Raw genomic sequence first — 25271 nt, 5'->3', positions numbered from 1 at the left:
ATAAAAATTAACGCAGCAGAGACATAACGGTTTGTGGGATCTGGTTCGCCTGGGCCAGAACAGCAGTACCCGCCTGTTGCAGGATGTTGCCACGGCTCATATTGGAAACTTCAGTTGCATAGTCGGCGTCTTCGATACGGCTTTTTGCAGCGCTCAGGTTGTTAACAGTGTTGTTCAGGTTATTAACTGTGGATTCCAGACGGTTTTGAACTGCACCCAGGGTGCTGCGCAGATCGTCAACTTTAGACAGAGCCGCGTCGAGGGTTTTCAGAGGATCTTTAGTTTGATCAGATTCTTTAGTTTCGCTACCAATCGTTACCGTACCATCTTTTGCCACTGTTGCGTCAAAAAGTTTAATTTTGCCGCCGGCATCTTTAGCTTCTATTACATATTGACCGTCAACTACGCCCTTGCCATCACTAACCTTATGCAATTTCGCATCAGTTAAGTTGCGTGCATCTCCGGCCTCTTTAACTTTGGCATCGATATTTACGCCTGTATCACCACCAGGGATATCTACACTGGTACCTTTGAGTTCGTTCTCTTTTTTCAGGGTAGGAGTTACATTAAAATCTTTTAAGCTCAGCACATTACTATCAATTTTTTTCAGATCAATCTCGATAGTCTCATTATCGTTAGCACCAACCTGAACCTTCATAGTTGTATCGCCATTCAATACCTTAATGCCATTGAATTGAGTTTGTGCAGAAATACGGTCGATTTCATCTAAACGCTGTTTAACTTCTTTCTGGATAGAACCCAAGTCGCTCTTAGAGTTGCTGCCGTTTTGTGACTGCACAGCCAATTCACGAATACGTTGCAGGTTACTATTGATTTCGTTCAGAGCACCTTCGGTAGTCTGAGCAATGGAGATACCATCGTTTGCGTTACGGGAAGCCTGAGACAAGCCTTTAACGTTAGCAGCAAAACGGTTAGCAATCGCTTGACCAGCAGCATCATCCTTCGCGCTGTTAATACGTAAACCAGAGGACAGACGCTCAATAGCTGTACCTAAAGCGCCTTTAGATCGGGTCAGGTTGTTTTGAGCCAGCAGAGATGAATAGTTGGTATTAATGACTGATGCCATAGTAGAGTTCCTTTTAAAATCAAGTCGATATAATTAGTTTGAGCCTATTTGCTCACGGTGTTCATTACCGCCAACAGTTTTATCGGCTCCTTAAAAAGAACCTTTAATATTTCTTGAAAAACTTTTTTATTTTTTTTCACAAGATTTCCTGATAACCCAAATAGCGCCTGTTCTCATCAACTATTCCATCCATCAAAAAAATTATTTTGTCAGTAAACTTTTCGCAAATTCATCCGATAACACACCCAGCGATGCTTTTTATTAAAAGGAGTCAATATGGCTAGTATTTCTGCGGTAGGAATCGCATCTGGAATAGATCCAAAATTACTGGGTCAACTTGAAGTAAATGAAAGAAAACGTTTAGAGCCAATAACACAGCAACAAAGCAGTTATAACGCTAAGCTAACTGGTTTTGGCACATTAAAAGGCAGTTTGGAAAAGCTAAAGAGTGCATCCGAAGAACTCAAAAAATTCGATAAACTCAATACCACTAAAACAAGCGAAGATCATAAAACATTTACTCCAAGTACAGATTCTAAAGCCAGTCCGGGTAACTATGTTATTGAAGTTCAACAGCTTGCCCGGGCGCAGTCTTTGAAATCTAAGGATGTTTCTGATGTAAAAGCCCAATTAGGGGAACCAGGTAAAGGCACCCGTACCATTACTATCACTCAGCCAGGTGAAAAAAAACCAGGTGAAAAAGAAGAGCAAATGCTCATTCCCCTGAAAGATAATGAAACTTCCCTGGTTGAAATCCGTGACGCCATTAATAAACAAGAAGGCAACGTTAATGCCAGTATCATCAAAGCAGAAGATAATAAAAACTATTTGATACTGACTTCGAAAAAAGCCGGCACAAAATCAGTTATGACGATTACGGTTCAGAATGATAGTAACCTGAATGAGCTGCTGCGCTACACGCCTGACGACAAAGGCGGCTCTGGTGCAATGGAACAAGTGGTGAAACCTGCCAATGCAAAATTAAAAGTGAATGGTATCTTCATTGAACGCCAAACTAATGAAATAAAGGATGCGCCAGAAGGTGTTATTCTAAATCTGAAAAAAGTCTCAGAATCAGTCACAGAACAAGTTCCGGGAAAAAATGGCACAACCGAAACCGAAACCGAAACCAAAGTTCCGGGAAAAAATGGCACAACCGAAACCGAAACCGAAACCAAAGTTCCGGGAAAAAATGGCACAACCGAAACCGAAACCAAAACTAAAACCAAAGAAGTAGTTAAATCAGAAACACTGGTTGTTTCTCGTGATATCGAGCCAATGAAAGAAGCAATCAAAAAGTGGGTTGATGCTTATAATGAAGTACAGACCACTTTTGCTTCACTGACAAAATTCAAGCCTGTTGCAAAAGGTGAAGTGGCTTCGAAAGATAATGGTCCCTTATTGGGCGACAATACGTTAAAAGGTATTAAAAGCCAGTTAACACAACAACTGCTTGCAGCACAAAATGTTGCTGATATTGCTACCCTAAATAAATTGGGCATCAAACAAAAATTGGATGGTACGCTGGGTACGCTGGAAATCAGTAACGAAAAACTAGAAAAAAACCTAAAAGAGAAACCGGCTAACGTTAAGGCTTTCTTTATGGGAGATGGAGAAAAAACCGGTTTTGCAACCCAGACTTATAATTTATTGAAAAAAACGCTAGATGACCATGAAGGGACTATCGCAACAGCAACCGAAGGTATCAATAAGAGTCTGAAGACACTGGAAAGACAAGCAGAACAGACCGAAAGAAACATTGATGCCACAATGGCGCGCTATAAAAAACAATTTACCGCCCTGGATAAACTCGCCAGTTCACTGAAGCAATCAGAGTTATCCTTGTTCCAGCTTTTAAAATAAAAAAGGACACTAATGTATCAACGTTCGGCAAGCCAGTTATATGCTCAGGTAGATCTTGAGAGCGAAATTATGAATGCCTCTCCCTATCAGTTGATTCAGATATTGTTCAATGGGGCGCTCAGCGCCCTGCGTCGTGCAATTATTCTGATGCAACAGGGTAATATCCCAGAGAAAGGTTTAGCTATTTCAAAGGCGATCAATATCATTGATAATGGTCTCAAAGAGGGGTTAGATTTCGAGAAAGGCGGCGAAATTGCCCAGAATCTTTTTGCTTTATATGATTATATGGGCCGCCGTTTACTCCATGCCAATTTACGCAATGATGAGAAGGCCATTACCGAAGTGATTGATTTACTTACCGAGATTTCAGATTCTTGGCGGCAAATAGGTCCTCATTACAACGCCAGTCAGGATATTGTTTAATGAAAAATGATACGGATCTTTTGTCAGCTTATCAGCAGATCCTTAGTTTAAGTGAGCAAATGATTGATTTAGCCAGAAATAAAAAATGGGATGAACTTGTTGAGATGGAAATCACTTATCTGAAGGCAGTAGAAGTGGTTACTTTAATATCAAAAAACTCAGACATTCCGTTTTCATTACAGCAGCAATTGACCAAAATTTTGCAAACTGTCTTGGATAATGAAAAAGAGACTAAGAGGTTGTTGCAAAAAAGGTTAAATGAACTCAGCGACCTGATTAAACAGGAAAGCTGTAAACAACTCTTACATGATACATACGGGCAATTCCCTGTCAGTAACTATGAAATGGAGTTGACAACGTCGGAATCAAAATAAATATAACAACAGCAGCAGTGATTCTTTTTTAATAATAACACTGGCTAGTGGTGTCATTCATTTGTTTTCATTTTAGGTGGTGCCAATTCGTCACCATCGCTTTTTTGGTTAATATAATTCGACACTTTATTTTATTTATAAATTGCAAACAATCAAGATAACCTACATGTTATTTTTAACAAAAAATTAACCAAAGAAATGATAATGGCGAATTTCCCAGGTAATTAATAGGAGGTATTGTGCTACAACGGAATCATGGGTGGCAAAAGGCAAGTTACCGATAACACTGTCAGATTGGGGGCAACTCTATAACCAGACAATTGAAATATCCATTCCTTTTATTGATAAATAAATTGCGAAGAAAGAATGATGGGCGTTTAATCATAAAAAAACCAAAATGAGGTTGTTATGACAAACGATATTCTGCAAGCTCTCGCTTTACTGAAATCAAAAAAATGGGTTGATCTGACGCACAGCTTTGACAAAGATTCTCCCCATTTTTTTATGTTTGACTCTGCTGAATTTAAAACACTTTTTGATTATAAAGATGGATTTTTTGCGCAACAATTCACCTTCATGGGTCAATATGGTACCCACATTGATGCTCCTTGCCATTTCATTCCTGGCGCCCGCTCTCTTGATCAACTGGAATTGAAAGAACTGGTATTACCCTTAATTGTTATTGACCAGTCAGCAAGAGCCAAGCAAGATCCTAACTTTTCATTGTCTAAAGATGACATTCTTACATTTGAAGCCGAACATGGCATCATTGAAGCAGGCACTTTCGTCGCCTTAAGAACGGACTGGAGTAAGCGCTGGCCATCTCAGGAAAAAATGGATAACAAAGATAAGCAAGGAAATAACCAGATCCCCGGATGGGGAATCGATGCCTTGAAATTTTTATTTGAAAAGCGCAAAATTAAAGCCATCGGGCATGAAACTTTTGATACTGATTCAGCCGAAGATTTTAGGCATAATAATGCCTTATTGAGTGAATATTATGTATTGGAACAAGACACCTACCAAATAGAACTTTTGGCTAACTTAGACCAAGTGCCTACACGTGGAGCAGTAATATTCAACATCGCGGTCAAACCTAAAAATGCCACCGGCTTTCCGGTACGTTCGTTTGCGATATTACCCTGATTGATATCATTGCCCTGATTTTGGAAAAATATAACCATCTAAAGGTGGTTATATAAACTCAGCCCTTTATTCAAAAAAATTCATCAATTAATCTTTTGTCTTATGTTACTCACTTCATTATCTATGATTAATGGAAAACATTAATTTTCACCGAGGTAAAAGCTATGTCCATTCAAATGATTTTAAAAGATGCAATAACATTCTCTCGAAGTAGATTTGGATTAAAATCAGCTAATAAACGTTACATGGAACCAGAGTATTTACCACAAAACAAACAAAATTCACACTCCAAAGAAAACTATACTGAAAGAATGATGAAATTACGCTACTTGCGTGATGCATTAAACATCCTTTCACCAGAAAAAAATATGAAACTCCAGAAAATCTAAGTAGTGTGTTCTCTTCTCTTTCTAAAAATGGGTTATGGCCATAATTAAATTTTTGAATCTGAGTCATGTATAGAAGCCCAAAAATACACATAGTTTAATTTGTTACAAGTGACTGATTATGTCAGCCATTTGTAACAGATTGCACTTTCCAAAGTGGAGCTATAGTAAAGTATCCACTTGAAATCTATTCAAACTTAGTACGTTATATTTAGAAACGTATTCTCATTCCGGCAGTTGCATTTATCGGTGCTTCCATCTTACTGCCATTTAAATAATTTACCTCAGTGTACTTAGATTACTGCCTTTAAACACAGCATTCAAATATGGTCCTAATTATTCAAGATAAGTGGTATACGGATCACCGCTGTAACTATCGACTTCACCGTGAACAGCAAAATAGTTTCAGTTGTTTTATTTTAATTTAAAAGCATTAACTATAACTTATAATTTAAATTGTTTTCACAAACATGGAGGTATTCTTAGCTGATAAAATTTAATTATTAACTGATAAAAAAAAGGAATTTGAATTGGTAAGATAAAAAAGAGACATTATATAAATAACCAATTTTAAAATTCACATTAAATAAAAAATGAAATAATCAAAACAAAATAAAACCAAAATAATTTTAATACACTCAACTAGATTATTTGAAGAAAAAACAGCACAATGATTATTCTTGCGTAAATTGTCACCAATAAATAAAAAGTATAAAAGCTAATACTTAAGCTACTCAATCAAGAGGTAACCAATGAAAAACTCAGAACAAATAACACTCTCCCCTCCTAAATTCACACAGGCATATGGAACCAATACCATTAACATACATGACGTTGATGAAATGGGGAACAAATACCTATTAATGGAGGTATCAAGATATGATAATGAAGAGACTGGAGATGGAATATTTGGACTTCTTTGCCTAAATGGTGATTGCTCAGAAAGTAACAATACTGGCGTTATAAAATCCCTGCCATATACTATTACACCAGATAAAGAGAAAGAATCTCCACACTATTTACTGTTTCTTGTAGATGAAATTTCTCTATATGGAACCTATCAAGCTCAATATAAAATAATAAGTAATGGAAATGAAAGTAACTCACCAACGGTGAATATAAATCTTGTTTTCGTGAATTCACCTAGCCTATCTGACTATATTCCCAGTGTTCCAGAAGCTACAGGTAAACATGGTACACTTCTGAAAAAAGATGACTATTATCGGTTAGATAAATTAAAAGTAAATGTTCCAATTTATGAAGGCATGGCACCAGGGCATACTGTCAGAGTATTATGGCAAGGACGTCGTAAAGATATTATATACTGGACACCAGGACAAACAGTAAATGAAGTCACACCAATGACATTCTATATTCCTCGTCTGGAATTTACTGATACTATTGGTTATACAGCGAAGGTACAGTTTATAGTAGAAAGAATACCTGATAGCGGTATTACTGAGTATTCAAGTATTTTACATCTCGAGATTGAAGGGCAAGAGCTTAATTTACCTGCACCAACCCTTGATTATAATAACGATGGTTCTATCCAAGTCGTAGTAAGTTATCCTAATATGACAACAGAGCAAACCGTAGAAGTTCGCTTGATAGGCAAGACAATGATACAGACTGATTTACAAACAGTTGACAACGTGCAGCGAATGGAAATAGACATTCCTTTTAATTGGGAACAAGAAAACCGCGGGCATTTGGTCCTGATTGATTACGCTATTGGTGATATATATGGAGACAAGTATAGTTTCTCTGGTGTATTAAGGAGAGTTTTATAAAATATTTTGCCAATCTGGCCTGTAATAGACTTCATTAGCTTAAACAAGGCTCATCTTATAAATTATAACCACGTTCAATGGACGTGGTTATCCATTTTTATTTTCAATTTCCCTCCTTCCTATGGAAATACTCTAGAGGAAATAGCGTTATTTAAAATAGTTATCAAGTGATAACTATTTTAAATAACGCAAAATTAAAATATCTAACTATAACTAGTATCATAACAGGAATAAATTAGAATCACTTAACAATGGGAAGGCAATCAGAGGCTTCTGTTAATTATCAATACCGCCGAGGTGTTTGTATATGTTAGCATATGTTAATAAAAACATTACTTTTTTTTCTATTTTTTATACATTGTTGATGCTGTCAACAATGATACAGGCCTTTGCTGGAGGGAATATAACGACAAATAATCCTCCCACCCAAGAAATAAGTAAGAAAGAAAATATAGATTTTCAAGTTAACGAGTTAGATAAAAAATTTTTGGTTTCAAATACCAATAAAGAGGATAAATTTAAAAAAAAAGACAATAACATCTCAACCTCTGATACAGGGAATGTAATCGCCAGTAATATCCAAACAGTAAGCAATATCCTATCATCTTCTCCATCAGAGTTAGCTGAACAAGCCAAGTCATATACATTAGGTAAATTTAACAGTGCAGTTTCCTCCGAGGCGCAAAAATGGTTATCACAGTTTGGCACTGTCAGAATTAACTTTGGACTGGATAAAAAAGGAACGTTGGAAAATAATTCATTAGATCTATTACTGCCGTTTTATGACAATAAAACTGATTGGTTGCTTTTTTCTCAATTCGGTTATCGCAACAAGGACAGCCGAAATACTATTAATGTAGGTTTAGGAGGGCGCTATTTTTACCAAAACTGGATGTATGGCCTAAATACGTTTTATGACCATGACCTTACGGGTAAAAACCAACGCTTGGGACTAGGTGGAGAAATTTGGGGTGACTATATTAAACTATCCGCTAATGCCTATTGGCGCTTAAGTGATTGGCAGAAATCACAGAACTTTAAAGGCTATCAAGAACGCCCTGCCAACGGTTATGACATTAATGGTGAATTTTTTCTGCCTGCTTACCCCAGCTTAGGCGCGAAGCTAACATACGAGAAATATTTTGGTGATAACGTTACTTTATTCAATCGTGATACTAAACAGAAAAACCCCAGTCTGGCAAAATTAGGCTTGACTTATACCCCTATTCCGTTATTCACAATAGGTGTTGATTATAAACAAGGTGAAAGAAGCTATACTGAAACACAATTTTTAGCAAATTTAAATTATAAATTGGGTGTTCCTCTTAGTGTGCAATTATCGCCAGAAAATGTAGCATCTATGCGGACATTGGCGGGGAGCCGTTATGACTTAGTAGAAAGAAATAACAATATTGTCCTTGAACACCAAAAAAACCCAATCGCACAACTATCATTACCCAAAACAATCATAGGATATAGCCAAGGACAGCATGAAATCACAGCAAATTTATCTTCTAATACATCAGTCAAACAGATTCATTGGACAACGGACAAAAATTTTGAAAACAATGACGGAAAATTATCTTCTGACACAGGTAACACAATAAAAATAACCCTACCGAAATATTTATCTGGTGATAACCAAAACAATAATTATTCAATTTATGCTCATGCTGAGCTGGAGGATGATCAAAAATTAGCGCCGGTTGAGATAAGTGTAATTGTCAGACCTTTTATGTTGAAAAAACAGAAAGAGGCTAATTTCACACCAACGGGGCCATTACCTGCAACAGGTAAGAAAGAAGATGGATATACTTTTAACCCTGTAATTACCTTTGATACAGTCAACAATACACCGATAAAAAACACCACCATTAACCATGTTCAGTGGATAACCGATCCCAAAATAAGCCCAGAATCTGGATTACAATTTATTGATTGGGAAAATTCAGATACTGTTGCACTTGATGAAAACGGGTATTTCAAGCACAAACCTGTCTTAGTTAGTTCTCAGCCACATAAAGGTGTCAAAGTTTACTTACAACTGGACGATCAACCTCAGCAATTAGTGGGAGAGATCGATTTTTATGAGAATCCTGCCAATCTTAAAGTAGACAAAGTTGAGGTGTTACCGGCGGTACCGTCACTCGTAGCCGATGGAATTCAAATTTATACTTACACTGCAATTGTCTTGGATGGCAATAAACCAGCACAAAACAAAAAAATTACCAATATGAAATGGAATATTACGCGGAATGGCCAAGATGAGACTGATAATAAACAGCTTATTTTAAATCCTCAAGGTGATATAACAGGTGGAGGTGGAGAATTAACGGCAACTTTAGCCAGTAAAGAGGCTCTTGATAACCTACAAGTTTCTCTTTCCATAGAAAACCACAGCCCGGTTCATGCTAAACAACTCGTTTCCTTTAATGCAGATCCCCAAAATTACCAAGTTAAAGACATCCATGTCGATCAAAAAGGCCCCTTAACTGCCGACGGCATACAAAAATATACCTATACAGCCGTTATTACAGATGGCAATGGGAATAAATTAGATAACACGAAAATATCCAATGTGAAATGGGGTATTACGCGGAATGGTCAAGATGAGACTGATAATAAACAGCTTATTTTAAATCCTAAGGGTGATATAACAGGTGGAGGTGGAGAATTAACGGCAACCTTAGCCAGTAAAGAGGCTCTTGATAACCTACAAGTTTCTCTTTCCATAGAAAACCACAGCCCGGTTCATGCTAAACAACTCGTTTCCTTTAATGCAGATCCCAAAAATTACCAAGTTAAAGACATCCATGTCGATCAAAAAGGCCCCTTAACTGCCGATGGCATACAAAAATATACCTATACAGCCGTTATTACAGATGGCAATGGGAATAAATTAGATAATACAAAAATATCCAATGTGAAATGGAGCACAAACAAAGGGAATGTTAAAGAACTCACTTTAACGGCGGAAAACGAAACTACAGGTAGTAGCGATGGGAAATTAACAGCACATTTGACCAGTAAAAAGGAGGTTAGTGATGTTTTGGTTTCACTCTCTATTGAAAGCCGTGCTCCCGTTTGGATAGAGCAAAAATATGCAGTATCTTTCAAACCTGAAAGAATGTCGCAAATAGAAGTTTCACCAGCAACACCTATATTGGTAAATAAAACCTATACCCTAACAGTCAAGGTCACAGATGACACAGGTAAAGCTGAGTCTAACCAGAAAGTTAACTGGTCTATAAAAGACACCAGCCAGCAAGGTTTAACATTCAACCCAGTAACCAGCACGATCGGTACTGACGGTAAAGCGACCACGACATTGACAAGTACTCAGGTTCAGAACGTTACGGTAGTAGCTTCTGTGGATGGTATAGAAACAAAAGAGGCTGATGTGGTATTCGCATGGCCAACAATTATGAAGCCAACGTTTACTCCAGCCAGTGGAAATGTGACTGCGGATGCAGATAAACATCCTAATAATGCTTATCACTATACTGCACAGGTGTACAGTGCTGATGGTAAAATTCCTTATACAGAGAAAGACATTAAATTTAAATGGCGGTTGAAACCTCTTGCAAACGGTAACGCACCGCAAAATACCTGGCTGTCAGAGACAGGGGAAGTAACTACTGAATCTGATGGAACATTGAAAGTTAACCTGATGAGCAGTCAGTTAAATCCTGTAATGACAGATGTCGTGGTTTGTCTGGCAGTTGTTGGCAAAAACTCCACTGAAATCCCTTCAACGGAACAATGTGCAGACCCTGTGAGTTTTGTAAAACCGGTGGAGGATTTAAAGATAGACAATATTAATGTTGATTTTGACCCTAGCAAGCTTATAAAGAAAGGAGACGGTTCTGAGTATTATACCTATACTGCGAAAGTTGTTAAAGCAGATGGTTCTGATACCGAGTTAGACGATGGCTATGAGGTAAATGCTATATGGGACACAGTCCAAATTGCCGAAGATTATAATGGTAAACCTGAATGGATAATAACAAGTGACAATACGGTAAAAAATGGTTTCATTACTGCTAAGCTAAGCAGTCAGGTCGGTATTGGTGATTTTAAAAATGGTCAGATAACTAACGGCCTGACAGTAAGATTGACTGTACAAGCAGGAAACGGAAAAACTGATTCCAGAGAAACCTCAAAACAAGTTGCTTTTGATATAGTACCACAAAAGTCAGGGGTTTTTGTCTATATCAAAGAATCTGATGGTAAAACCATTAGAAAAAGTAAAATATTCGAAGACCAAAATAGGCCTAATAACATGTTTCAGGTTGTAAATATGTACGCAAAATTGTATGACTTAAAAATAAAGAAAAACATTTTGGATGAAGGAGGAAAAATTATTGATACAAAAGGTTTTGGTGGTAGTACTAATGCTCCCTATGTAGATCTAACTACAGGAGAGATAGCTCTTAACAATGTTAGTCAAACTGCTAATAATACGTCAATAACGATTCAAAGAACCAATCAAGCTAAATATACTTATGAATATTCTTTTTGGGTTAAAAACTCATTCAGCATTAAAGCAATACAAGGAGTTGTATATCCAGACAATCCGAACGGATCAATGGGCTGTGAGCAAACTGGCTTAACGGGTTTGCGAGATGCTGATGAACTTGATGTAGGTATAAGCGGAAATAGCATCTACTCCTTAAAAAGCGAATTTCCAGATAGTTACTCCTGGGGACTTTTTGATTTGCTTTCACCAAATCCGCCACAAACTACAAGAATCATTGCATCATATCTGAACAATAGGGGTAAATTTGCCTATGACACCCAAACAGGCACAGTGACAACACATGGTGATACTTTTAATGGCTATATGCTTTGTGTTTTAAGCTATTTTTCTCATTAAATTGAAGTGAGATTCAAGATCTAAAAATTAGCATTAAAACGATATAGTTTCGAAGATAACCTGATCAATGCAAAGTAATGTGTGTTTTTTGAGAAAACGGATAGATTTTTCTAATAACTCCAAAAAAGATTCTGTAAGAGGTGACTGTCCAGACGGTCACCAAACTTGATAATAAAACGACTCATTGCTATTCACCAGCTCTGTAACGACATTGTCCATTTCTTCAACGCTGTCTGAATGGCCAGCCACCTCCACTTTCTTCACTGAGTCATCTGACGGGAATTCCTTACGTTTTTAATGGCATGGGGTAACCGGTTGTCCCAGACACGACTGGACGCTTCCAGCACCTGCTAAGCCGCTTCTTCCGTTTAACGGCGATGCCGTCAAGGTAAACAATAGGATAAAATTCATCCAGAGGACGATTTTGCCACTTTTGTTCACATTACGGTATCTGTGACAATCTTTAACATATGTGTAATACAGCAAATTCACGAATTATTCATTACCATATCAGCGATCTATTCTTTGACCCCAACTTTGCAAGCCATAGGTATACACCAAGTGAAAGACTTTGCAACACAAGCAAAACAGCAATAACGGAGATAATCTCCAATATTTTCACCATAGCTTTTGCCATCTTCTAATTTATGGCAATAACTTCGCAATAGAAATAATCAATTTAATTGATATTTAAATTAACTTAAACATTTATATTATATCGATAAAACAAACAGTTATGTATATATTTTTTAAGCCACAAGCTCAGAAACAATAAATAAAATTAACGACATTAATGTAAATATCACTTAAGTAAATATATTTATGTTATCAGGTGATAATTATTTTTCATTATCTAAATTTCTCATAATTATTTAAGTTATTCATGGTGCCTTTTATCCTTAAACAAAATCCACATCTTCAATAAATATGATATTTTTTGATGGATATCATAAGATTATGAAAAAGTTATTTATGGAAATATAATTAATTAATGAGGATTTGAAATGAAAATTGAAAACGACTTAATTACACCCACCCAAAATGCTTATTCTGCCACCCTATCAATACCCGATCGGTCTGATATTATTTCTGGACAAGTTAGCTACATCGACATCATTGTGAAAAAAACATCAGCAACAGGGAATTTGGACAATATTAAAAAAGTAACAATAGCTTTTAGTAGTAATGTAGCTCAGTATTTCACATGGAAAACAGATAGTGAATATTTCGTAGGACTTGATTACGCAATTACAAAAATACATTTAATTGTTTCTGATAATATAGCAATTAAAAATCAGGATGTTACTTTTAGTATTCATCTTTGGTCTGACAAAAGTGGAACAGTACCAGTAGCAGATTATACACCTGAAAGCATCACATATAGTGTGAAGGAAATTTCTCAACATACTCAATTTGTGTTACATACAGATAATGAATACATCCAACCTCCGACAACGGAAAATCAAGTAGGGAAAGGAAGTGTTTTTATTCCATATTCTAGTTTAATTACAGATAATAAAGGAAAGATTCTTAAAAATGTTCAAATCCTAGTTTCATCTTCATTACCAGATCAGATATATTCTGATAATCCAGATAATACTCTTGTTAATATAGGAACAGAAGATACCTCTTCTTCACCGATCAAAACCGCTAGACGAGATGGATTAGACTATTTTATTATTAGTAGTAACCCATATGGTTATATAAAGTTTCGTGTATATCCTAAAAAGGATATATCTGCTAGGATTGATTTCAAAACTGGAATATTGGGTGTAACATCTTTTAACTACGCTGGATCTGCATATATTTTTAGTGACGATAACAATAGTGATGACCCATTTGGTCCATCATCACCAAATATATATAACATAGAACAAAGTGGGAAACTTCAAAAAATGCCAGGCTCTAAAGGGATGAAGGTTGGAATTTCTCCATATGATGGATTTAAGAATACAGATGCATTCATTTTCTTTATGAAAGGATATGAAAATAACGATAAACCAATTCAACTCACACCTATTTATAATATCGATAGTATAGATAATCTAAATGGTTATCCTTTTGATTTTTCATATGACCAACTGCCCCTTAATAAAATCATGGCCCTTTATTACTTAATTGCCCCTGTTAACCAGGACTCTCTCTATTCCATGAAATCAGATTTCACATATGTCGGTGATCTATCAGATGGCAGTAACAAAAATGATAACGGACTTTATACAAGAGTTGAAGTATATTCTAGTTATTCACCAAACCATCCTAACTTTGATCCCAATAATTCAAATAACGATCGTATGTATGATAATCGTCTTGTCACATTAGATACGATCAATCAATATACAAAAAACATTACCATAACACAACAGGCTCCTACTGGTTTATATGTAGTCATAAGGATAGCAAAAAATTCTCAGGATGAAGTTAATGGGCTTCCTCCGCTTAATTCTACATGTATTTTAACAATTAACATAGATTCTGCTACAAGGCAGGAGAATAAATCTTACCCATCAGTTGTATTGTCCGATAAACAAAAATACTACCATGTAGCACAAATTCCATATTGTGATTTAACCCGAGCTGACTCATGGGACGATGGTATTCAAGCAAAGCTCTCTTTTACTTATTCAATTACGTATGCTGGAGTTACTAAAAACAGTAAAGAATGGAAAGCCACAATAGGCACAGCAAATACTGCTTTTAATATAGATGAGGATGGCTGCCCAAAAAATAAACATTAACTTTATATAAAACACAATATTAAATAATAATTTTTTAAATATGAACAATCATATCAATTGATATTAATCTACATTATCTATATAAATAGATAATGTAGATATTGGTTTATTAAAAAATAATTAATGGGAATCAATAACTATGAAAAACAATATAGAGATGATAAATAGTTTATGCTCATATGGGGAACTCTGTGTATCAATACCTGATAGAGCTGATGTTATTATTGGTCAAACTTGTTATTTGACAGTATCGCTAGCTGCAGATCCAAATTTGATTTCTAGCATTAATAATATATCAATAGAATCAAATAAAGAACATATTATTGTGCAAGAGCTGCATGATTGGAAGATATCAGAAAACAAGAATACTGGTAGTGCTGTATTTTACTTAAAAATAAGTGATAGTCTGTTACCAGAAACATCAATTAATTATACAGTTCATGCAATATCAGATTCTAATTACACTCATGAAATAAAGTCATTAAATATAAGTTATACAACTAAGAAAGTAAAACCAGAAAGCTTCATTTCATTGAGCACCACTAATAATAATGAATATATTGAGCCACCTACAGAAGATAATCCAGTCGGTACTGGGAATTCATATATTACATACTATGGAAAAGTACTTGATTATAATGGATCCCCGCTAAAAAACACACAAATTCTTATATCATCTGAACTGCCAGGTAAAATTTTTCCTCATGGTCAAGGTGAAGAACTTGTACATATAGGAACAGAACCAAATAAAGGTGAAATTTCCCAAAGAATTATTACACATAGCCAAAGTAGCTTTGATTTTTTTACTGTTAACAGTGACTTAAATGGAAATATAAGTTTTCGCGTTTATCCGATAAAGAATATCTCTGTCAGAGTTGATTTTGATACGCAAATATTGAATTTAACTCCAACTAATTATGCAGCATCTGCATATATTTTTAATGCTACACGTAATTCATTGTTTGGCCCTAATGCACCAAAAATATCTGGGATGCAGGATGGGAAAATTGAAAAAACATCAGGAAAAAAAGGGATGGAAGTACATGTAGCTTCTTATCCGGGATATAATAATACAGATTCTTTAATATTTTTTATGCAAGGATTTGAGCAAAACGATAATCCGATTCAACTCAATCCTATATATCATCTTGAAGATATAGAAAACATAGAAGAAACTCCTCTTTATTTTACATATGAACAACTACCACTTAATAAGCCTATGAAGCTTTATTATTTGGTTGCTCCTCAAAGTCAAGAATACAGTTATTCTATGACAAGGATGTTTACATATATTGGTGAACAAAATAATTCATCTAACGATAGAATTTACAATAAAGTTAAAGTATACACCAGCCATGCAACACCTCCCATTAATGTATACAGTGATGAAAATGAAACTTATGAGTGGCATGGCATCATTCTAAGCATGATAAATCAAAAAAGAAAACCAGCTCAAAGCGCTAAAGATATCGCAGGATTATATGTAGTGATTACGGGAACCAGTGAGCAAAATAATAAGAGTTTACCACCACTTGGTAGTACAGGATATTTAAATGTGTATATAAAAACCACCACATCTAGAAACACTCATAATAGTTACAAATTCTCGTTGCCACCGGCCAATGATTCAGGAAGAAAAACTGATCATTTTACAGTTTCCATCCCGTACTGTGATATTAACCGAGCTGGACCTTCATTCTCTAACGGATTAGGAACAATTTCTTTCGATTATTATATTGAAAACAGTGACGGATCCAAAACGTATAGCAAAAAATGGAGTACCCGAATTAATACTGTATTACCAAACCAAGCTAGTGATGATAACGATGGATGTGATTCTTTACCAAGCCACTGAAAATAGCTTTATTGTTAAATAAAAGTTTATTTATTATGGCCATAAAAAATAGAAAATTAATTTATCAAAAGGAAGAAAAATGAAAACTAATTTTTCAATCGATGAAAAATCTATATCAATTTACTTTGAAACGGATTTTTTTCAAGTATTGGACTATGATAGTTATCCACCTAATGGTGATTGTATTAAGGCAATTGCACTGGTCAGAGATGAAGAAGGAATGCCTTTACCCGGCATCTCCGTTGATATTTTTGAAAAAGAATATAGTTATTTTAATCAGATGAGTATTTATCATTCCAATAAAACAACACTTGTCACAACTAAAAACACCTCATCTAATCTGAAATTTTTTTCCATTACTTCCGATGCAAATGGAAAATTAGTTTTTTATATTTTCCCAAAAAAATCAACAGAGCTAATATTTCAGGTTGATTCTATGGTGATGGGTGTAACAGATCGCGTATCTTCAAAAAATAAAGTTTACATCATAGACAATAATAGAAAAGACTTAACACTTCCTCCACTTAGTATAACTGAAGATAATGGAAATTTATGGGTTGATCCTAGTTCAAATTTCTTCACTGTTCCAATTCCAGACTATCCTAATGCTAAACAATATGACACAATATTATTTTTTATTAATAATAAATATGTAAATAAATTCTTTTTTGTTGAAGAACTTAATGAATTTAAAAATGGCCATATGATATTCCTTTACAATATACTTAAGGAAAATGAAATCTCTCATTTTTCTTATACCATTGTGGATAAATTTGGATCAGCTCGTGCTGCATATCCACAAAATATAACCTATCCCGGTGGTGGCTATAACCAACCTATTGATAATTTAAACAGAATCTACGATAGTTGCATAGTTTACAATAGTGTTGGCTATAATGATGATAGAAATATCATCAGTGACTCAATTCATGAAAAAGATGTAAGCCATAGATGCAATAATCCACATCATGAAGGATTATTCGTTAAAATAATAGGAACAAATGATTATAATGATAAAACAAAAGTTCCATTTGGCGCTGAGATTACTTTAAATTTATATGTTAGTAACTATCCAAATACTGTTTATCAGTCTAAATTAAAGTTAATGCCAACTCAACCAGATCATGGTAATACAGCAACATTACTGTTTGGCATTCCTTTTAATTATGTTGGTCATATAGAAAATGGAGTTATTTATCTTGACTATGAAGTTAATTATTATGGAAACATTTCTTATGGCAATATTTGGCAAGCTAACGTTTATACAATAAGACCGGGCGGAGAACCTGCAGGAGATGCTTGCTCTGATGGCAGAACTTGGTCTGGTATATGGTAACTTAATTTTCTTTTATAAAGGTTATATGAATAATAATTTTTAGAAGAGGTAAGATATGTTAGAAAATAATGATAATATAATTTTTACAGACGATGATTTACATTTATCAGTTAAAAATGGTGCAGATATTATTATTGGTCATAAGTTTTATCTTGACATAAAATTGACACCTCAAATTCCTATTCCTGAGTCATTTAATGTAGAAATAAAGGATACCAAAGGTTTTGAACATGTAGAAATAATTAACTCAATTAATCCTCAACAGGATAATAAATCATATAACATGAGGATCTTATGTACTGTTAAAGGCGTGGATTCTTTAAAATCAGGCGATGAAATAAGTTTTATGCTCACAGGTATTGAAAGAGTAATAAAATACTATGCCAGAGATTTGGTCAAAAGTTCAATTCAATTAAATAAAAATAAAAGCGTCTGCGTCACACCAAATAATAGCAATAATATAGATAATAATGTTGAACACTATATCCAATATTCTACTACATTATTTGATACCAGTGGCCAATTACTTAAGAATACGCCTGTCCAAATTTACTCTAAGAATGCAGAGGATATAGAAAAAAATATCATAATTACAACTGATCCTGACGAAGCAGATCAAAAACCTCAAATCCTGAAGCCAAATACCAATGGTGATAAAATTGAAATAACTATCAATAGTGATAATGATGAAGGAAAAATTAAATTTCGTGTTTACCCAATGATGGATACACCTGTTGCCATAGATTTAATAAGCAAAGTAGAAGGAGTAGCTGAGTATTCTTCTGGTACTATATTTATGATTGCTGTTTCTCCACCGAGTAGAGATAATTTATTTGATCCTCCAAACATAGATGAATTATCTGGAAATGTACTAGACGGTAATGGACGTAGCCTTTTTAGTGCTCAAATACGTTCTTACCCTAACGCATCAATGACGGATAACATTTTATTTTTCAATAAAAATAAGAAAGATGGTTCTCTTGATCCGGAAGGATTAATACTCCCAGTCAAAAAAATTTCTGATGTTGCCAACTCGGACGATCCAGATAGTTATGATTATCCATTTTTGATGAGAAGAGATATTTTCCCACATCAAAAAGATTCTATGCTTTATTATATAATAGCACCAGATTTTGGTAACGCGCTATATTCAGAAGTTCAAGATGTTAAGTATATAGGGAATGAGCTAACTGAACCTAATAATCATGTCGAAAGAACATGGAACATGCCCACGATTTTCTCAAGTTTTGTCGATCTGAAAAGTGATCCTAACCTTGAACACTCTGATGATGAAGAGAAAGAAAACGATGAGGACATTACTCCACATGATGTATCTAACTCTCCTGTAAGCGGATATCAGTTGTGTGCAAAAATTATGTGTACTAACGATGAAAATGATCAATCTTACCCACTTTGGGGGAAAGAAATATATTTAAGAATGTATGTTAGTTCAAGAAACCAGAATTTCAATAGAATATTTAAAGCTATTGCACCTCATGCTCCAGATCATCCACAAGGAAAATTGGCAGCTATGATTATTAAAATTGACTCACCAGAACTTAATGATGTCAGAGGCTATGTAGAAGGTGGTGCGGGGATGATCTATTTTGAATATTATACAATTGATCCAGTTAATCAGGAGAAAAAATATAGTCACTATTGGAAAAATGAAATTATGACATCTGACTTATAACCAAAACTACACTAGGTTGTATCATATATCCAATGGATTTCAAGATGCAGCGCGACGATAAGGGAACTCACTACCGAACATAGTCAACTATTTGATTGAAAAAGTGAGTATAATCAACTGATCTGCAACTTGAAAAACCATTTAAAATAAAAACCCCAGAATGGGGTTTTTATTTTATTGAGGTTTCTTACTTTGTTGGTTTTTTTTCGGAAATCAAGTCTAATTTTTCAATTATATCTTTTAATCCTACATTATTTTCTAGTTTGTTCTTTTCATACTTATTAAGACTTGAAGATAAAAGTTGTGACATCAATTTATGGAATAATAAACTTATCACACCTGCATATTCATGATCTCATGATACGCACTAACCAACTTATTTCTTACCTGAATACCCATTTGCAACGAAATACCTGCCTTCTGGATATTGACCATCACATCATTAAGTTCCACACCCGGAACGCCCAGTGTGAAATCTTGTGCCTGCTTGGATGCACTCAGGCGGGTTTGGTTTATTTTTCCTACAGCGGCAGTCAGTTGGCTGGCGAAACTGCCTTGTACTGGCATGGGCTTGGCAATGTTTGCTGCTTGTAATGCCTGAGCCTTCATCTGTTGCAGTACACCTTCAATTGCCTGAATTGACATAAAAACCTCGCGTTAAATCACCCTATTGATTACGTGATTAAGTGCCATATTAGCCGTGGGCTGGTTGGCAGTTTTCCACGCTGCCACCGTAACATAGCCCTTCCAAACTAAAGCGGGTAATTAAAGTAAAAATTCAAAGCTTATTGTGCCATTAAAAGAGGTGTGAACAGCGAATAATGATGGGATTAATAATAGGAAGAATCTTTTCGCTTGCGTATGGGGAGTCTGTTTTGTTACGCCACGCTTTTAGTATTCATGTTGACCAGCAAGGCAAGGATCGTCTATGAGTGCAGCAACAACCGACGTTGAAAACCAAAATAAAGGTTTTAACGCTATTATCAGCAGGATAAAAGCTGATCCAAAAGTTCCGTTATTAGTTGCTGGCTCTGCTGCCATCGCTATTGTCGTCGCCCTGTTCCTCTGGTTGCGAAGCCCCGATTATCGCGTGCTTTACAGCAACCTGAGTGATAAGGATGGCGGGGAAATCGTTACGCAATTAACCCAAATGAACGTCCCTTATCGTTTTGCCGAAAATGGCTCTGCGCTTATGATACCTGCCGATAAGGTGCATGAGACGCGCCTGAAACTGGCACAACAAGGGCTACCTAAAGGGGGCGCGGCAGGTTTCGAGCTCTTGGATAAAGAGAAATTCGGTATCAGCCAGTTCAGTGAGCAGGTCAATTATCAACGCGCATTGGAAGGTGAGCTGGCCCGCACTGTTGAATCCCTCGGCCCAGTCCAGAGCGCTCGTGTCCATTTGGCCCTGCCAAAACCTTCGCTGTTCGTTCGTGAACAAAAATCGCCGTCAGCCTCCGTAACAGTCGGATTACTGCAAGGCCGTGTTCTGGATGAAGGGCAAATCAATGCCATTGTGCATATGGTTTCAAGCAGTGTTGCCGGTTTGCCGGCTGGCAATGTGACGATTGTGGATCAATCTGGTCGCCTGTTGACACAAGCCGATGCCACTGGCCGTGATTTGAACACTACTCAGTTGAAATATACGCAGGAAGTAGAAAGCCGTTTTCAGCACCGCATTGAGACTATTCTGGCCCCTGTCGTAGGTCGCGGTAATGTGCATGCTCAGGTCACAGCACAAATTGATTTCTCTCACCGTGAAGAAACGGCGGAAGAGTATAAACCTAATCAGCCACCAAATCAGGCGGCCATCCGCTCCAAACAAACCAGTGTCAGCGAGCAGAGTGGCGGGCCATTGGTAGGCGGAGTGCCGGGAGCATTGTCGAATCAGCCAAATGCTGCGCCGAATGCCCCGATTGAAAAACCGAATGCCAAAGGCAATGGTGAGGAAAAATCTGACCAGAACCGCAACAATAGTGCCAATAGCAATAACAGAAATAATAGCTATGAGCGTGTGATAAGTAACAACCGCAATAACCGTCATGACGAAACCACCAACTATGAAGTGGATCGCACCATTCGCCACGTTCAATTACAAGCGGGCGCAGTGGAACGTCTTTCGGTTGCCGTTGTGATCAACTATGCCACCGTTCAGGGAGAAAATGGCCCTGAAACAAAAGCGCTGACACCAGAACAGTTATCGCAGATAGAAGCACTAACCCGTGAAGCCATGGGGTTCTCTGCTGAACGTGGCGATAGCCTGAACGTACTCAACACACAGTTCAATGATACATCCGAAGTGATAGAAACTCTGCCATTCTGGCAGCACCCTGCCCTGCTGGAAAAACTGTTGGAAGCAGGTCGTTGGTTACTGTTGGTTCTGGTTGCCTGGTTATTGTGGCGTAAGATGATCGTGCCACAAATCGCCAAAAAACGTGCCGCAGAAAAAGCCGCACTGGAAGCGAAGAAAAAACCGCTGAAACAGCAACCAGAAACCAATGCTGAAATGGATGAAAAAATGCGCCGTAAGCTGGCTCGCCAACGCGTTAATGCAGAGCTTCAAAGTCAGCGTATCCGTGAACTTGCAGAAAAAGATCCTCGCGTCGTCGCGCTGGTGATCCGTCAATGGATGAGTAACGAACAATGAGCCTGACCGGAACAGAAAGAAGTGCCGTCATGTTAATGACCCTGGGAGAAGATCAGGCGGCCGAGGTGTTCAAGCACCTGAATTCCCGGGAGGTACAACAACTGAGTATTGCCATGGCGGGGATGAAGCAAGTCTCCAACCAGCAACTGGTTGAAGTGCTGGCGGAGTTTGAGGAAGATGCGGGGCAGTTCACTGCCCTCAGCATTAACGCCAACGATTATTTGCGCAGCGTACTGATCAAAGCATTGGGTGAAGAACGTGCTTCCAGTCTGCTTGAGGATATCCTTGAATCCCGTGATACCACGACAGGCATCGAAACCCTCAACTTTATGGAACCGCAAATGGCGGCCGATATGATCCGCGACGAGCATCCGCAGATCATTGCCACTATTTTGGTTCATCTGAATCGTGGTCAGGCAGCCGATATTCTCGCTCTGTTTGATGATCGCCTGCGCAATGATGTCATGCTTCGTATCGCGACCTTTGGCGGCGTACAGCCATCCGCACTGGCAGAATTGACCGAAGTATTGAATAACCTGCTGGATGGCCAGAACCTGAAACGCAGCAAAATGGGTGGTATTCGTACTGCGGCAGAAATCATCAATCTGATGAAAAGCCAGCAGGAAGAAGGTGTCATTGATGCAGTCCGCACTTACGATAACGAACTGGCACAGAAAATCATTGATGAAATGTTCCTGTTCGAAAACCTTATCGGCGTGGACGATCGCAGTATCCAGCGCCTGTTGCAGGAAATTCCGGCCGATTCCCTGCTTGTGGCATTGAAAGGTTGCGATCAGGCATTGCGCGATCACTTCCTCAACAATATGTCGCAGCGTGCTGCTGAAATCATGCGTGATGATTTGGCAAACCGTGGCCCGGTTCGTATGTCCCAAGTGGAAGCAGAACAGAAATCCATCCTGCTTGTGGTGCGTCGTCTGGCAGAAAGCGGCGAAATGATCCTGAATGGTGGTGACGATACCTATGTCTGATAAACCAAATAATGGAAGCTGGCAGCCGTGGCAGCCAAACGAATTGAACCTGTGGGATACTCTGCGGACAAAACTGGAACCGGTGGACGAGGCAGAGGAGCCAAACGAACAGGAACGGCTGCTGGAACAAATAAGAATGCTGGACGAGCTGAAAGAACAGGCTCGTCAGGCAGGTCATATGCAGGGCATTGCAGAAGGCCAGACTCAGGGTTATGAACAAGGACTCCAGGAAGGCCGAAAGGCCGGACTGGAACAAGGCTTGCAGGAATCCAGGCAACAACAGCAAGTGGTTATCGAACAATGGCAAGCATTGCTGACAGATTTTAGCCATTCATTGGATGGTCTGGATACGGTTATTGCTTCGCGTTTAATGCAACTTTCACTAACGGCTGCTCACCATATTTTAGGGCAGCCCGCTGTTTGTGATGGCACTGCCCTACTGAATCAGATCCGTGAGTTTATCCAACAGGAGCCTATGTTCAGTGGAAAACCACAGTTGCGTGTCCATCCACAAAATATTCCTCTGGTTGAACAACAACTAGGGGAAGTTTTGGCACTACATGGCTGGCGTCTCGTTGCAGATAACAAACTGCATCCGGGCGGCTGTAAAGTCAGTGCGGATGAAGGAGATATGGACGCCAGTTTAGCAACCCGCTGGCACGAAATGTGCCGTCTGGCAGCACCGGGAGAATTGTGATGACGGCAAGACTTGGGCGCTGGCTGACCACATTGGATTCATTTGAAAAGCGTCTGGAAAAAACCCCGAAAGTACGCCGTTACGGACGCCTGACCCGCGCGACAGGTTTAGTGCTGGAAGCTACTGGCTTGCACATGCCTCTCGGTGCGACTTGTCTGATCGAGCGTCAGAATGGCAACACCATTGAAGAGGTTGAAAGTGAAGTTGTTGGCTTCAATGGCGAAAAGTTGTTGTTGATGCCATTGGAAGAACTGGAAGGCATTGTGCCGGGTGCCCGCGTCTATGCCCGTTCTTATGGTGAAGATGCAGGAGGCGGACGCCGCCTGCCTCTGGGGCCTGAATTACTTGGCCGGGTTCTGGATGGTGCCGGGCGCCCCCTTGATGGCTTACCCGCACCTGATACAGGCTATCGTGCTCCCCTGACAACCACTCCACTCAACCCCCTGCAACGAACGCCCATCAGTAATGTACTGGATGTTGGCGTTCGTGCCATTAACGCCCTGCTGACAGTCGGGCGTGGGCAGCGTATGGGCCTATTCGCCGGCTCAGGTGTTGGTAAGAGTGTGCTGCTCGGCATGATGGCACGTTATACCCAGGCTGATGTGATCGTAGTGGGACTGATTGGTGAGCGTGGTCGGGAAGTTAAAGATTTTATTGAAAATATCTTAGGTGTGGAAGGGTTGTCACGCTCTGTTGTTGTCGCCGCTCCTGCTGATGTTTCGCCATTGTTGCGCATGCAGGGAGCCTCTTATGCGACCCGTATCGCAGAAGATTTCCGCGATCGCGGTAAACATGTTCTGCTGATTATGGATTCTCTGACCCGCTACAGCATGGCACAACGCGAAATTGCACTGGCTATCGGCGAACCTCCGGCCACCAAAGGTTATCCTCCTTCTGTATTTGCTAAATTACCCGCACTGGTGGAAAGGGCCGGCAATGGCGTCAGCGACGGCGGCTCAATTACTGCATTTTATACCGTACTGACAGAAGGTGATGATCAACAAGACCCGATTGCCGATGCGGCTCGCGCTATCTTAGATGGTCATATCGTGCTATCGCGTTCACTGGCAGAGTCTGGTCACTACCCTGCCATTGATATTGAGGCTTCCATCAGCCGTGCTATGACTGCCCTGATCGACAATACCCATTATCGACGTGTGCAACATTTCAAACAGTTGCTTTCCGGCTACCAGCGCAACCGTGATTTGATCAACGTTGGCGCCTATGCTGCGGGCAGTGATCCCTTACTGGACAGAGCGATTGAGCTTTATCCTCACATGGCTCAGTTCCTGCAACAGGGCATTGAAGAACGCAGTGAGTACGATGCAGCCTGTACTCAGCTTCAACAGCTATTGCCAACATAACATTTTA

At 38.2% G+C, this 25271-nt stretch carries 17 protein-coding genes; 15 read left to right on the top strand and 2 right to left on the bottom strand.

Features of this window, described 5'->3' with window-relative positions:
- Positions 1-7: 7 nt before the first annotated feature.
- Entirely contained in the window at positions 8-1087 is a 1080-nt protein-coding gene (locus tag Xenpb_RS11160) for a FliC/FljB family flagellin (RefSeq protein WP_187654391.1), read from the bottom strand.
- 276 nt (positions 1088-1363) lie between these two features.
- On the opposite strand from Xenpb_RS11160, the gene fliD reads away from it, so the two are divergent.
- From fliD to Xenpb_RS11105, 11 genes are all read left to right on the top strand, one after another.
- Positions 1364-2950 carry a flagellar filament capping protein FliD gene (gene fliD, locus Xenpb_RS11155; RefSeq protein ID WP_187654390.1) on the top strand — a complete coding sequence of 529 codons (1587 nt, stop codon included), beginning with the start codon at positions 1364-1366 and terminating at the stop codon, positions 2948-2950.
- A 12-nt stretch (positions 2951-2962) separates the two neighbouring features.
- A complete protein-coding gene (gene fliS, locus Xenpb_RS11150) occupies positions 2963-3373 on the top strand; it encodes a flagellar export chaperone FliS (RefSeq protein WP_187654389.1) in 411 nt (136 codons plus the stop codon).
- Entirely contained in the window at positions 3373-3747 is a 375-nt protein-coding gene (gene fliT, locus Xenpb_RS11145; RefSeq protein WP_187654388.1) for a flagella biosynthesis regulatory protein FliT, read from the top strand. The genes fliS and fliT overlap by 1 nt, the downstream gene beginning before the upstream one ends.
- Before the next feature lie 408 nt (positions 3748-4155).
- Entirely contained in the window at positions 4156-4893 is a 738-nt protein-coding gene (locus Xenpb_RS11140) for a cyclase family protein (protein WP_187654387.1), read from the top strand.
- 164 nt (positions 4894-5057) lie between these two features.
- Positions 5058-5282 (top strand): hypothetical protein, encoded by a 225-nt coding sequence (locus Xenpb_RS11135; protein ID WP_187654386.1) that lies wholly within the window; start codon positions 5058-5060, stop codon positions 5280-5282.
- Positions 5283-6031: 749 nt separating this feature from the next.
- A complete protein-coding gene (locus Xenpb_RS11130; protein WP_187654385.1) occupies positions 6032-7069 on the top strand; it encodes a hypothetical protein in 1038 nt (345 codons plus the stop codon).
- A 307-nt stretch (positions 7070-7376) separates the two neighbouring features.
- On the top strand, positions 7377-11945 hold the full coding sequence (locus tag Xenpb_RS11125; RefSeq protein WP_187654384.1) for an inverse autotransporter beta domain-containing protein: 4569 nt from the start codon (positions 7377-7379) through the stop codon (positions 11943-11945).
- A 1004-nt stretch (positions 11946-12949) separates the two neighbouring features.
- A complete protein-coding gene (locus Xenpb_RS11120) occupies positions 12950-14683 on the top strand; it encodes a hypothetical protein (protein ID WP_187654383.1) in 1734 nt (577 codons plus the stop codon).
- A 139-nt stretch (positions 14684-14822) separates the two neighbouring features.
- Positions 14823-16538, top strand: coding sequence for a hypothetical protein (locus Xenpb_RS11115; protein WP_187654382.1), 1716 nt, complete (start codon positions 14823-14825; stop codon positions 16536-16538).
- Positions 16539-16617: 79 nt separating this feature from the next.
- Complete coding sequence (locus Xenpb_RS11110) at positions 16618-17874, top strand: hypothetical protein (RefSeq protein WP_187654381.1); 1257 nt, start codon at positions 16618-16620, stop codon at positions 17872-17874.
- A 55-nt stretch (positions 17875-17929) separates the two neighbouring features.
- Positions 17930-19567, top strand: a complete 1638-nt coding sequence (locus tag Xenpb_RS11105; RefSeq protein ID WP_187654380.1) for a hypothetical protein — start codon at positions 17930-17932, stop codon at positions 19565-19567.
- 333 nt (positions 19568-19900) lie between these two features.
- On the opposite strand, the gene fliE is transcribed toward Xenpb_RS11105, so the two are convergent.
- Complete coding sequence (gene fliE, locus Xenpb_RS11100; RefSeq protein ID WP_187654379.1) at positions 19901-20212, bottom strand: flagellar hook-basal body complex protein FliE; 312 nt, start codon at positions 20210-20212, stop codon at positions 19901-19903.
- 283 nt (positions 20213-20495) lie between these two features.
- Between fliE and fliF the strand changes: the two genes are divergently transcribed.
- The 4 genes from fliF to fliI are packed head-to-tail and all read left to right on the top strand — an operon-like array spanning position 20496 to position 25264.
- Complete coding sequence (gene fliF, locus Xenpb_RS11095; protein ID WP_187654378.1) at positions 20496-22214, top strand: flagellar basal-body MS-ring/collar protein FliF; 1719 nt, start codon at positions 20496-20498, stop codon at positions 22212-22214.
- Positions 22211-23203, top strand: coding sequence for a flagellar motor switch protein FliG (fliG, locus tag Xenpb_RS11090; protein WP_187654377.1), 993 nt, complete (start codon positions 22211-22213; stop codon positions 23201-23203). The genes fliF and fliG overlap by 4 nt, the downstream gene beginning before the upstream one ends.
- Positions 23196-23900, top strand: coding sequence for a flagellar assembly protein FliH (fliH, locus tag Xenpb_RS11085; protein WP_187654376.1), 705 nt, complete (start codon positions 23196-23198; stop codon positions 23898-23900). Before fliG ends, fliH begins: the two co-directional genes overlap by 8 nt.
- Entirely contained in the window at positions 23900-25264 is a 1365-nt protein-coding gene (gene fliI / locus Xenpb_RS11080) for a flagellar protein export ATPase FliI (RefSeq protein WP_187654375.1), read from the top strand. Before fliH ends, fliI begins: the two co-directional genes overlap by 1 nt.
- Positions 25265-25271 lie beyond the last annotated feature (7 nt).

The sequence above is a fragment of the Xenorhabdus sp. PB62.4 genome, from assembly GCF_014467285.1.
Lineage (GTDB): Bacteria > Pseudomonadota > Gammaproteobacteria > Enterobacterales > Enterobacteriaceae > Xenorhabdus.
The sequence above is the reverse complement of the archived record's forward strand: the minus strand, read 5'-3'. Positions and strand labels throughout refer to the sequence as shown.

Excerpts from the sequence above, each read along its gene's own strand:
- Xenpb_RS11160 (WP_187654391.1), bottom strand. The coding sequence starts at position 1,087 with ATGGCATCAGTCATTAATACCAACTATTCATCTCTGCTGGCTCAAAAC.
- fliD (WP_187654390.1), top strand. The coding sequence starts at position 1,364 with ATGGCTAGTATTTCTGCGGTAGGAATCGCATCTGGAATAGATCCAAAA.
- fliS (WP_187654389.1), top strand. The coding sequence starts at position 2,963 with ATGTATCAACGTTCGGCAAGCCAGTTATATGCTCAGGTAGATCTTGAG.
- fliT (WP_187654388.1), top strand. The coding sequence starts at position 3,373 with ATGAAAAATGATACGGATCTTTTGTCAGCTTATCAGCAGATCCTTAGT.
- Xenpb_RS11140 (WP_187654387.1), top strand. The coding sequence starts at position 4,156 with ATGACAAACGATATTCTGCAAGCTCTCGCTTTACTGAAATCAAAAAAA.
- Xenpb_RS11135 (WP_187654386.1), top strand. The coding sequence starts at position 5,058 with ATGTCCATTCAAATGATTTTAAAAGATGCAATAACATTCTCTCGAAGT.
- Xenpb_RS11130 (WP_187654385.1), top strand. The coding sequence starts at position 6,032 with ATGAAAAACTCAGAACAAATAACACTCTCCCCTCCTAAATTCACACAG.
- Xenpb_RS11125 (WP_187654384.1), top strand. The coding sequence starts at position 7,377 with ATGTTAGCATATGTTAATAAAAACATTACTTTTTTTTCTATTTTTTAT.
- Xenpb_RS11120 (WP_187654383.1), top strand. The coding sequence starts at position 12,950 with ATGAAAATTGAAAACGACTTAATTACACCCACCCAAAATGCTTATTCT.
- Xenpb_RS11115 (WP_187654382.1), top strand. The coding sequence starts at position 14,823 with ATGAAAAACAATATAGAGATGATAAATAGTTTATGCTCATATGGGGAA.
- Xenpb_RS11110 (WP_187654381.1), top strand. The coding sequence starts at position 16,618 with ATGAAAACTAATTTTTCAATCGATGAAAAATCTATATCAATTTACTTT.
- Xenpb_RS11105 (WP_187654380.1), top strand. The coding sequence starts at position 17,930 with ATGTTAGAAAATAATGATAATATAATTTTTACAGACGATGATTTACAT.
- fliE (WP_187654379.1), bottom strand. The coding sequence starts at position 20,212 with ATGTCAATTCAGGCAATTGAAGGTGTACTGCAACAGATGAAGGCTCAG.
- fliF (WP_187654378.1), top strand. The coding sequence starts at position 20,496 with ATGAGTGCAGCAACAACCGACGTTGAAAACCAAAATAAAGGTTTTAAC.
- fliG (WP_187654377.1), top strand. The coding sequence starts at position 22,211 with ATGAGCCTGACCGGAACAGAAAGAAGTGCCGTCATGTTAATGACCCTG.
- fliH (WP_187654376.1), top strand. The coding sequence starts at position 23,196 with ATGTCTGATAAACCAAATAATGGAAGCTGGCAGCCGTGGCAGCCAAAC.
- fliI (WP_187654375.1), top strand. The coding sequence starts at position 23,900 with ATGACGGCAAGACTTGGGCGCTGGCTGACCACATTGGATTCATTTGAA.